The sequence below is a fragment of the Bacteroidota bacterium genome (assembly GCA_030706745.1).
Lineage (GTDB): Bacteria > Bacteroidota > Ignavibacteria > Palsa-1295 > Palsa-1295 > PALSA-1295.
Window position 1 is genome coordinate 87,602 of record JAUZNX010000013.1, and the last position, 10,939, is coordinate 98,540.

The window sequence follows — 10,939 nt, forward strand, 5'->3', positions numbered from 1 at the left end:
ATGGGACGGATGCGTCCCATATTACAAAAAAAGAATGCTTGGTAACATTGCACTTGCCTTGACCTTCACTGCCTCGTTGGCAGGGATGGTCCTTTACGCGCTGGCAGCGCGGGGACGAACGGAATATCTTGTCGCCGCTCGGCGCATGACCCAGCTGGCATTGCTCGGCATGTTTGTCGCCTGCGCGACGCTGTTGTACCATATCTTCAGCTATCACTTCGAATATAATTACGTCTACGAGCATGCCTCGCGCAAACTGAGCAAATTCCTCCTGTTCTCGACTTTCTACGCGAGTCAGGAAGGGAGCTTTATGCTCTGGGGACTCTGGACGGCGATCATTGCAGTGTTCTTGCTCGAATACGCTCGCCGGCAACGCTATGAAGCGCAAGTCATGGCGATCTATCTTTCGGTCCTCGTCTTTATTTCGCTGATGCTGCTGACGAAGAGTCCATTCGAGACGATCTATGCAGCACATCCGGGCGAGGCCGTCAAGGGCTTTATTCCTCCGGATGGCAAAGGACTGAATCCATCGCTGGAGAACCTTTGGATTGTGATCCATCCACCGATGTTGTTCCTTGGGTTTTCGCTGTTGGCCGTCCCCTTTGCATTTGCTCTGGCCGGTTTGCTGCGGCGAGATTATCAGGGATGGGTGGTCACCTCGATTCCGTGGACGCTCGGGGCAGCAATGGTCCTTGGCTTTGGAATTATGCTCGGTGGATTCTGGGCTTATGAGACGCTCGGATGGGGCGGCTTCTGGGGATGGGACCCGGTCGAGAATGCAAGTCTGCTGCCATGGCTTGTCACGGTAGCTGCCGTACACACAATGTTGACTCAGCGGCGGACAGGCGGGCTGATCAAAACGAATATCGGGATGACGCTGCTGGCGTATGCCCTCGTACTCTATGGCTCGTTTATGACGCGCTCCGGTGTGCTTGGTGAGGCGTCGGTCCATTCATTTGCCGATCCGGGCAATCTGGCATTCACGCTGCTGGTCTGTGCCATGGGCCTCTTTATTCTTGTGCCGCTTGCCATTTTTCTTTGGCGCTGGCGCGAGATGTCGGGTTTTGGACAGAACTACCAAATCCTGTCTCGCGAAACCAGCCTTTCGTTGGCTTCAGCGGTCCTTGGCGCAAGCGCGCTCGTTGTGTTCATCGGCACAAGCGCTCCGCTGCTGAAGAAGAAAGTCGATCCTGATTTTTATACCAACCTGCATATTCCGCTGATCGTCGTATTGCTCGTAATCAACGGTCTATCGCTTTTGCTGAAATGGCGTCAGTCCAATGGCAATGAGGTATTGAAAAAGTCGATTACCGCACTCGTGGCGACCGGCGTAATCACGCTGGGCATCATTTGGATGGGTGTCCGCGACCTGCGCTTTATTGCGATCATTGCGGCGGCATTCTTCGCGCTCTCGGTCAATATTCAAGTAGGGTGGAAGGTGTTACGCGGCCACTGGAATCTTGCGTTCGACCGCAATGCGCCAACCAAACAAGATTATCTTCGTCGGGTGGGGACTGCTCTCGGCATCACATTGGCCATTGGGCTTGTGACACTGCTGGTGAGCTCGGCTGGTGACTATAACTTGTTCGGCGGCCTGATCCTTCAAGGCTGGCCGTATTTCACGATCCTGTTTGCAGCATTGCTTGTCGTATTCGTACTGGCAGGGTATCCGGCCATTACGGTTGACACAAAATTCCTGGGTGCGTACGTCGCTCATATTGGCATCGCCGTGTTTGTGCTCGGTGTGGTAGCATCTGCCGGATATACCGATCGTGAAATCATTCGGCTGCCAATCAAGAAGCCAGTTGTCGCCTTCGGTGGAAAGTATACGTTGACGTTTCGCGGTGTCGAGAACGCTCCGAACGAGCATACCTACTGGCTCGTCGACATCGCCGATAAGCATGGCTATGTCGGTACGGCCAAACCGCTTACGTTTTGGACGGACTTCAATCAGCATTCGCAGCCGATCCTGAATCCTGGCATCGTGAAATTTGCGTCGCGAGATCTCTATTTCACGCTCAACTCGGCGGAGAGCGAAGGCGGCACGCCCCGTGATACGCTCGGGAAAATGCAGGAGGTTTCCCAATTCGGCGATTCGCTTCGGATCAAGTTTTTGAGTTTCGAATTTCCGCAGTCCGAACGGACGAAGATGATGGCTCAGCAACCGTTTCGTGTGAAGGCGGATATTGTTGCCAATGGGGATACGCTAACACTTGGTGTCACGCGAAATCCGGCTACTGAGGAAGCCAGTGAAGAAGATGTGATCGTACCCGGTACGAGCTATCACGTACAGCTCGACCAACTGATGCCGGACATGAAGGATCCATCGAAATCGCGAGTCGTGCTGCGGGTCTTCGACGACAAGAACCCGCCGCCGCCTCCGACCGAGGTCATTACCGTCGAAGCATTTATGAAGCCATACATCAACCTGGTGTGGGCGGGTATTCTCACGTTGGTGGTCGGATTTGGATTCTCGACACTTCGCCGGCGGCGGGAGGCGATCGTTGCCATCGAACGTGCCGAGCGGGCGTATGAGAAGTTGCTCGCGGAGAAACACGGAATGAGTCCGGATTCTCCGGCAGTGCCTGGTGCCATTCGCGATTCCAGACCGCAGTTGAAAATCAAACGCCAAGTGTAATGCTCGCGCGCCGGCGCTTGCTTGCCGGCGCTTGCTCGCGGCGCTTGCTCACGGCGCACATGCGTCCTTAGTCTTCGCCGATCTTCTTCGCGTTGGATTCGCTCAAGGATACCACAGAACGGACATCGAGACGGTCGGTAAACGGTACGGAGTTTGCCACTTCGACGGATGCCGGAATAGCCATGTGCGATGAGCGCTTCAGCACTCGCCCGCTGAAAAGATCGAGATAGGTTGTATCCGAGCCCGAGAGCGGGCCATGCGTGCGAAGCGCGGCCCCAGTCACCGTGTTGGATTGATGGCCGGAGAACTGGCCGGAATCGACAGCAACAATCATCGCGAGATAGCTGCCCATCGTGTCGAGCAACCGCGCAAGCTGATAGGTGCGCGAGACATCATACACAAACGATCCAGTCGTAATGCCAATATTCACGGTGTCTCGAACCGCGATGGTGTCCGTAGTATGCTCCTGCCAGGCATCGCCATACGTGACACCATATTCCGGCAGCGGAATAAGCATGCGAGGCGGCTGGAAAAAATACGCGTTGGTCTGAGCTTCCGCGTTGAACAACTTTATGCTATCGATCACGTCTCGGACGAGTTCGTTGCCACGCATATCGAACGTGAGCCGTGTAATCCTGTTAACGGCCTGGTTCTCGCGGAGGGAAAGGGAATCGCCGGTGAGTTGGTGTCCGGATATTTCGAACCGTGTGAAGTACCGATCGAATGACCAGTGCCCCTTTTTATAATCGATCGAGACATTATGCAGTGCAAGTTGAGCGACGCTCGTGAGCATGCCCGTCATTTCGATACGGTCCGTGCGAACGTGCTGATTGATCTCCGTTTTGATGTTGTACAGGAGTGTCCCCGCTTGCGGCTTATATCGAAGAGTGAGCACATCCGGTTTGATCTCAGGAGCCTCCTTCACCGTGTCGACAGGCGCGCGCTCGCGATGTTTTCGATGTTGCGCAAAGGCATTGGGAGCGACTGCCAGGCACGCAGCAGTCACGCACATCCATACCAACAAGCGCAGGCAAACCATCCAAGTATTGTGACTAAATTAGCAGAGTAACGTATCGAGTCTCGAGTATCCTGGTTCTTCGAACTCGCCGTTCGACATCGTTACTTCAGGATTGAAACCCGTCCGCGGCCAAGTACTCGCCCGCCCGAAATGAGTTCGACGAAGTATGCGCCACTGGGAAGGGATTGTTCGGGCACAATGCGATAGGTCCCATTGTCGAGCGCGGTTGCCTCGACGGAATGCGCAAGTCCCGTTGCAGCATTCATCAGCAAACACTGGCAGGGTCTGCCATCGGTGCCACCGAGCGAAACAACAAATGCACCGGCTGCCGGATTCGGATAGATGGCAAGTTCCGGCATGGAATGCGCGTTGCCTTCTGCGACACCGCGCGAGGCCGATTGAATATCCGATATGTCGATCGCGTAGAGTGAGCGCCCATGCGTCGCCGCGATCAGCATGTTCTTGTAAATCTTGAGATCGCTGACGATGATGTGCGGCATGCCCGTGCCCAGTGCCGACCAGCTTCCGCCGCCATCGGTCGTGACGTAAACGCCAACATCGGTGCCGACGATCAGCGTCATGTTTTTCTTATTTGGATCACCGTGCTCGGCAAGAGTATCAATGACGAGCGCACTGACCGGAGCATTCGGAAGATTGCCGCTGATGTTCGTCCACGTTGTACCACCATTGGTGGTGCGAAGCACATGCTGCGGGAATCCTGCATTGGCGCTTGTCACAATTGCGGTGAGCGAATCCGATCGGTCCGGCACGATGGCCGAGATCGCTCCGCCACTGAAGACATTTCCTTTGCGAGCCCAAACTGGCGGTGTCGTGTCATTGCGCGTCGGATCGACCAGCGTCCGCCAAATCGCGCCGTATGCTCCGGCCCAGAGCATCGGATGACCGGCGGCATCGCGCGGTCCGATCGCCATCGACTCGATGTCGCCGTATCCCCAAATCCTAACATTGCCTGTATTTCCCGCAATAGGTTTGGACCACGTTTGCCACTTGACGTTCTCGAGATCATTCCAATCGATCGTGGCTTTATACACATGACATCTGCCGGTGTAGAGATCGGTCGTCTGCTGATCGTCGAGTGCGATCGGCACTGCCCATGCTGCTGCTTCCGCAGTATCGGTCAGCGCATTTGGTCCTTTGAGCAGACGGTTCGTCAGCGAGTGCCAGCGTGGCCGTGTGTCGTGTGTGGTATCTTTGGCGGTCGTCGGGAGAACGTGCGTCAGCGAATCGAGCGTATTGCGCCCGAAGATCACGCCAAACTGCAACGACGAGATGATCTTGTTGGAATCAGTCGGATGCGAAACGCATTCGGTCCCATCGCCGCCATTGATCCATTCGAATGCGCTGTCAGAGGTCAACCCGTGACCAACAGTCCCGTTGTCCTGTGTTCCGCCGTATACCTTCAAATCGGCGGCCGTTAGTGGTGTCGGCATATTTGCCATGCCGCCGCGCCACGGAGTTACCGCATAGAATTGTGTGATGGGAAGCCCCTTGATCTGCTCCCAGGTTGCGCCATGATCGTCGGTATGGAACACACCGCCATCCGATGCGACCAGCATGTCATTGCCACCCGAAGCGCAGGTAAACGCGAGCGCATGTTGATCGGAATGCTGCCGCCGGTCACCCTTCGCATAATACTCGCTGTAGGAGTTCGTAATATCCTTCCAGGAGTCACCGAGATTGGTCGAGCGAAAGACATCGATACCGCCGAAATACAAGTCCGGAGCGCCCATCAATGGTGATGGGCCGGCCGTCAGAAAGAGGTCGTATCCGCCTTGCGCATTCGTGATGTTTGCGCTGTCTTTGCCTTGCACGCCTCCCATCGGAATCCGAATGGTGGAATCGAGAATCTTCGTCCAGGTCATGCCGGCATCTGAGGAGCGATACAGTCCCTGAAAATTATCATCCGACATGATACGAGTGACCGCGTTTGTATCGGAGCGGATGTATGCGGCGAAGAGCCAACTCCTCCGGGTCAACTCTGAAGTCTCGACGGTCCACAGTAATGCACCGCGGCTAAAGACTCGCCACTTGGCGGCATTCGGCAGCCCGGAATTCGGCAGCGTATCGCAACGCATCCAGGTGGTGCCAGTGTCATCCGAGCGATACACACCCGAGTATGGGCCTGCGGGTCCACTGCTGTATGCAGCGCCATACGGCGTGGTATGATCCCATGCGAATGCGACGACCTGTGCCGAGTTCAGCGGGTTCATCGCCACATCGATAAACGTGACAGGTGTCGAGGATTTGGAGGCGCCCGCCCGGACGAAGAGCGATCGGGTCCAGGTAGCACCGCCATCGGTCGAGCGGAATACCCCGCGATTGGTATCGCTCATGTTACCGGGGCCGGGGATAGCGATGAACAGGTTGTTGTGGTCGTGTCCGTCAATAATTATCTTTGCAATATACTGGGCCTTTGCAAACCCAAGATAGGTCCACGAGTCGCCGCCGTTCGTGGTCTTCCACAATCCATTGCCGGGATAGGAATCGGCGCTTCCGTTTGTCTCGCCCATGCCGAGGTACAATGTTTCTGGCTGTGTCGGGTCGATTGCAACACAGCCTGTCGGCAAGGAGCCAAACGTATCATTCACGCAACGCCATGTCGCGCCATGGTTGACGGTCTTCCACAACCCGCCGGAAGCAGCGCCGACATAAAACGTATTCGAATCGGTCGGATGCGTCGCAATGCAGGTAGCGCGGCCATCGATGGAGTAGGGGCCGATGGATTGCCAGGTCTGAGCCGAAAGGCTGCTGTATTTGCCGGCGGCGCGGTACACCGGCATCTTCGCAGCCTGGGCGAGCGCGTTGGGGTAGACGTCCGGATCGATGGACTCTTTCGGCCAGGCGCGGCGCTGGAAGAACCAATCGCTATGCTCCTGACCTTCGTGTCCCGGTGGCGGCATATTCCGCTTCACTTCGGGCTTGACACTCTGGCCTTTGTGCGCGGATGTCGCGGAATGCCGCTTCGCCTTTTTCGGCTTGTGATGTCGCGCGTGGCGGACCGTTTTGCCATGTTTCGGCTTCGGCTGGGCGTCGAACGAAAGGCCGACCGCAGGGATAGACATCGCGAGAAACAGGAGGAGAATGCCGGTTAAAATACGTGGCATTCTTGTTCCATCATTCATCATTCATCATTCAAAATTGTTCGGAAAGGCTAACTGGACAATGCGAGGTAAAGTTTGAGCCGTACCCAGCCTCCCCAAGGTACTAAGCGAACATGCTAACGACAAACTATTTCAAGCGGCTTGCAGTCCGGAAGGATCGCGCCTGGATCACGATGGAGTGGATCGAGCGAGTGATGCAAATGCCTCTGCGAAAGGAAGTGCAGCCCGATGGCCGAATTCGTTATTGGGCTGCAATCCCAGAGGCAAACAATAGGTATTTGCGCGTTGTTACGCTTGAGGACGGCCAGACGGTTCAATGCGTTCTTCGATCGTAGTTTCCGAATGTAATTGTCGTCATGTAATTTCGCGCCAGATATGAAAGTTACCTATTTTGATGATACGGATACGCTGCTCGTCGAGTTTGCGGATACGCCCGTAGAGGATACGCGGGATCTCGATGCAAATACCCTCGGAGAATATGACCGCGAGGGCAACCTTGTAGCAATCACATTGGAGCATGCATCGAAACGAGCTGATATCAGAAGTTTTAGTTACTCCAATCCCGCGCAGGTTGCTGCGTAGTGCCTGACGTCCCTTCACTTCTTGTTTGCCAATGTCCATCCGCATCACACAAGTCACTCCGGGATCGATCGCTGAGGAACTCGGCATTCAGCCGGGCGATGAGCTTATTTCCATGAACGGCGAGGCCGTTCACGATGAGCTCGATGTGAAATTTCACATGCCGTGCGAATTGCTCGAGATCGAACTGATGATGAAGGGTGCGGGCGATGGCGCACCGGAGTACACTTCCATCGAGATCGAGAAGGAGCACGAGGAGGAGGCGGGATTCATCGTCGAGCCGATGAAGATGAATGCCTGCGGCAACGACTGCGTCTTTTGCTTTGTCGATCAGAATCCGGAAGGCTTGCGCAAGGCGCTCTATTTCCGCGATGGCGATTACCGGTTCAGCCATCTCTACGGCAATTACAATACGATGACGAACGTGGGCCCCACCTCGCTCGAACGCATCGTGCGGCAGCGGCTCATGCCGCAGTATGTCTCGGTCCACTCGACCGATTTGGATGTCCGCAAACGCCTGATGCGGCTGCGTAAGGACGATCACATTATGGACAAGCTCCGCTATCTCGCGGAGAACGAGATTTGGATGCACTGCCAGATTGTGCTGTGTCCCGGCATCAACGATGCCGAAAGCCTCGCGAAGACCATCGAGGATATTTATTCGCTCGGCCCCGCGGTGCAAACGATGGCGATCGTGCCCGTCGGCCTCACCAGTCACCGCGCCGGACTTTCGGACTTGACGCAAGTCGATAAGCCGTATGCTCGCGCCATGATCGAGATGGTGCTCGGGCTTCAGAAGAAATTTCGGGCGGAGCGCGGGACGAACTGGCTGTATCTATCGGACGAGTTTTTCTTGGTTGCAGAACTCGAGCCGCCGGAGGAAGAGTGGTACGATGGTTACCCGCAGCTCGAGAACGGCGTCGGCATGGTGCGCGATTTTATCGAGGAGACGCGAAAGGAAGTCGAATCCATCATATCGCGTGGGACAGGCATCCCTGCCTATCCTCGCAAACTTACGCTTGCGACAGCCACGCTTGCCAGCGGATTCATGCGGCGCAACATTGTGCCGTTGCTCAGCACGATCCCGAATCTGGAAGTCGATTTGCAGGTCGTGATCAATCGGCTGTATGGTCCCGATGTGACAGTGACGGGCCTGCTTTCGGGCGGGAGTTTCCAGCATCATTTCCAGGACCGGCCCGCGACCGATCTCTTGCTCTTGCCACCGAACGTCCTGAATGAAGACGACATCTTCTTGGACGACGAAACGCCGCTCGGTCTCCGCCGCAAACTTGGGCTACGCCCCATGGCAATCTTCCACGGCTCGTGGGAAGAGGTGCTGCACTATCTGGAGCACCCCGAAGCCGAGACGTTCGACACGAAGAAGATGAAGCTGCCGGTGGTGGGGTAACTTGCTTTTGAGACTCGTTCTACGTCTCTCTATCCGTTAGCCTTATTATATTTCGGCACAGAACTCATATCCTGCGTGACTGCAAGTCGTTGTATGCCATTGATTTCCCTATTATATCAGCAACCTATACGAAGAGGATATAGCTGCCGGTGGCGGGATACGGAAAGAAACTCTATACTGTCATTCCCGCGAACGCGGGATTCCAGGCCCAAAGTGTGAACCTGGATTCCCGCTTTCGCGGGAATGACATGACGCCTTAAGAGGAGAACTCTTGAATGTCCGCGAGGAAGAGCGGATCGTTCGCGGCCTGAGCCATTCGAGCGAGTTTGGATTCCATATCGGGATCGCTGCCTTTGGTACGCACGAGCACTTCCACTTCAGCGCCTGCCGGAATATCATCAACGCGGAGGTGCAGAACGTGGTCTTGTGGAACGGTCATCGTCTGACGAAGTGCAAGCATTCTACGAACAACCTAGAGCTTCTTTGGCTGGTTCGAGCCGCCGCACCCCGAAGCCGAGACGTTCGACACGAAGAAGATGAAGCTGCCGGTACTGGGGTAACATGAGCTTCGAAGGGCGGTAACTTATATGGTGCGGAACCTAAATTTGGGATCTTTGGGGAAAAGCGTTCTCGAAAAGGAGAATGCCGGGATGGATTTCCAATGCTGTTGCGATCAAGCCTAGACTCTCAAGTGTAAGGTTACGATGACCCCGTTCAACATCACCAATATATGAGCGTTGAAGACCTGCTATGTGCGCCAATTCCCCCTGTGAGAGATTCTTAGATTCGCGGATTCGCTTCACATTAGTACCGACTACTCGCAGCATGTCCATGCCTTGAAAATCGTCCTCGACGCAAGAGCGAATTTTTCAGTCACGTATGAGTGACCAGAAAGTTTCGTAAGTTTGCCTCCAGAAGTTAGTAACAAACCCTGGCTCTGGAAGTTGTTATCACACAGGAGGTACAAGATGAGACGTTGGAGTGTTTCAGTTCTATTGGTTCTTGGCATGCTCTCGATCAGCGGACGCAGCTTTGCCCAGGGAGGCACGAACACTCCCGGAGGGCAGCCATGGCCGAATAATCCGCCCGTGGGAATCGGCACCCAGGTTGCGGGTGGCGCTACGCCGGTTGATGCCCTGCAGATTCATTTCGATCCGGCGCTACTCACGACAACGATGCCGGCCATCCTTCGCTTCACCAATGGAGGCTCGCCGACTTCGGACACCTTTGCCATTCTCGGTCTTATGCCACCACCGGTGCTTACTACGTATTCTTCGATCTCGACTGGTCAAGACCTGATATTGCACGAGCACAGCAAGGGTGATGTGATTATCACAAACTTCTGGGCAGCGGGCTCGCCAACGGCTCATACGGGCGGTTCCATCCGTTTGGCAACTGCGGGCGACACAACCGTTCGAACATTAGATACGACGCTGTGGCATCATGATTACGAGCGTCTGACGATTGCTCCTAATGGCAACGTCGGCATCAATCTGCCGCCGATTTCGACAGGGCTTGACTCTGTGGCGGAGCAATTGCAGATTGGCGGCGGCTCCGTTGCCGGTTCGGGCTACTTGGACCCTCTACCCGGTCTCACTCTTTACGGCGGCAATCGATATGAAGGTCTGCCAATTCGCGCCAGTACGGCATTCTTTCCAAGCGATTGGCGATACATTGCATTCAACTACGCTATCGATCACTCGAACCCGGATTCAACCCGCAACTTTCGTTCAGCGCGCATGGGTGCCTCGGGAATTAAGTTTGCTGATCCCGCAGGCGGCCTCGTGCAAATCGGAGCATGGCCGTACGATTCATCGCGCGGCATGCATGATTTCAGCCGTGGCCTGACCCTCGAACTGACCGGATCGCACGGACTTGCTATGTGGAGCGACGAAAGCGATTCCGATCAATGGCATCACTTGTTCGATGCGTATCGTCCGGGTTACCTCCCTTCGGGCACCACGCGCAACATCAACGGTCTCTTCTACCATCACACGCCGGTCTACATTGGTGGCACGGAATCACCTGACTTTACCGATTTCGCACACGTCAATCCGACGCTTGGCGATGGCAAAACGTGGATGCTGGCGGTCAACGGTCCGATGGTTGCGAAAGAAATCTTTGTGTTAGATACTGTTTGGGCCGATTTCGTGTTTCAGCCGGAGCATAAGCTG

Annotated in this window: 8 protein-coding genes and 1 pseudogene; 5 read left to right on the top strand and 4 right to left on the bottom strand. The window is 55.3% G+C overall.

Annotation, left to right across the window (positions count from 1 at the left end; all coding sequences use genetic code 11):
• The first annotated feature begins 34 nt into the window (after window positions 1-34).
• Entirely contained in the window at window positions 35-2,638 is a 2,604-nt protein-coding gene (ccsA, locus tag Q8902_13140; GenBank protein MDP4200503.1) for a cytochrome c biogenesis protein CcsA, read from the top strand.
• A 67-nt stretch (window positions 2,639-2,705) separates the two neighbouring features.
• On the opposite strand, the gene Q8902_13145 is transcribed toward ccsA, so the two are convergent.
• Both Q8902_13145 and Q8902_13150 read right to left on the bottom strand, forming a co-directional pair.
• The gene (locus Q8902_13145) at window positions 2,706-3,644 is read right to left on the bottom strand and encodes a hypothetical protein (protein ID MDP4200504.1); all 939 of its coding nucleotides are present in this window, start codon (window positions 3,642-3,644) and stop codon (window positions 2,706-2,708) included.
• Window positions 3,645-3,757: 113 nt separating this feature from the next.
• Window positions 3,758-6,781, bottom strand: coding sequence for a hypothetical protein (locus tag Q8902_13150; protein MDP4200505.1), 3,024 nt, complete (start codon window positions 6,779-6,781; stop codon window positions 3,758-3,760).
• Between the two features lie 110 nt (window positions 6,782-6,891).
• Here Q8902_13150 and Q8902_13155 point away from each other — a divergent pair.
• From Q8902_13155 to Q8902_13165, 3 genes and pseudogenes are all read left to right on the top strand, one after another.
• Window positions 6,892-7,126: pseudogene (locus Q8902_13155) on the top strand (hypothetical protein).
• Between the two features lie 27 nt (window positions 7,127-7,153).
• Window positions 7,154-7,360 (top strand): DUF2283 domain-containing protein, encoded by a 207-nt coding sequence (locus Q8902_13160; GenBank protein MDP4200506.1) that lies wholly within the window; start codon window positions 7,154-7,156, stop codon window positions 7,358-7,360.
• A 31-nt stretch (window positions 7,361-7,391) separates the two neighbouring features.
• Window positions 7,392-8,765 (top strand): DUF512 domain-containing protein, encoded by a 1,374-nt coding sequence (locus Q8902_13165; GenBank protein MDP4200507.1) that lies wholly within the window; start codon window positions 7,392-7,394, stop codon window positions 8,763-8,765.
• 256 nt (window positions 8,766-9,021) lie between these two features.
• Here Q8902_13165 and Q8902_13170 read toward each other — a convergent pair whose 3' ends face one another.
• Window positions 9,022-9,225 (bottom strand): hypothetical protein, encoded by a 204-nt coding sequence (locus Q8902_13170; protein MDP4200508.1) that lies wholly within the window; start codon window positions 9,223-9,225, stop codon window positions 9,022-9,024.
• 139 nt (window positions 9,226-9,364) lie between these two features.
• Window positions 9,365-9,592 carry a helix-turn-helix transcriptional regulator gene (locus Q8902_13175; GenBank protein MDP4200509.1) on the bottom strand — a complete coding sequence of 76 codons (228 nt, stop codon included), beginning with the start codon at window positions 9,590-9,592 and terminating at the stop codon, window positions 9,365-9,367.
• Window positions 9,593-9,733: 141 nt separating this feature from the next.
• Between Q8902_13175 and Q8902_13180 the strand changes: the two genes are divergently transcribed.
• On the top strand, window positions 9,734-10,939 hold a 1,206-nt coding region (locus Q8902_13180; protein MDP4200510.1), incomplete at its 3' end, for a hypothetical protein.

Coding starts and splice junctions, on each gene's coding strand:
- ccsA (MDP4200503.1), top strand. CDS start 35: ATGCTTGGTAACATTGCACTTGCCTTGACCTTCACTGCCTCGTTGGCA.
- Q8902_13150 (MDP4200505.1), bottom strand. CDS start 6,781: ATGCCACGTATTTTAACCGGCATTCTCCTCCTGTTTCTCGCGATGTCT.
- Q8902_13160 (MDP4200506.1), top strand. CDS start 7,154: ATGAAAGTTACCTATTTTGATGATACGGATACGCTGCTCGTCGAGTTT.
- Q8902_13165 (MDP4200507.1), top strand. CDS start 7,392: ATGTCCATCCGCATCACACAAGTCACTCCGGGATCGATCGCTGAGGAA.
- Q8902_13170 (MDP4200508.1), bottom strand. CDS start 9,225: ATGCTTGCACTTCGTCAGACGATGACCGTTCCACAAGACCACGTTCTG.
- Q8902_13175 (MDP4200509.1), bottom strand. CDS start 9,592: ATGCTGCGAGTAGTCGGTACTAATGTGAAGCGAATCCGCGAATCTAAG.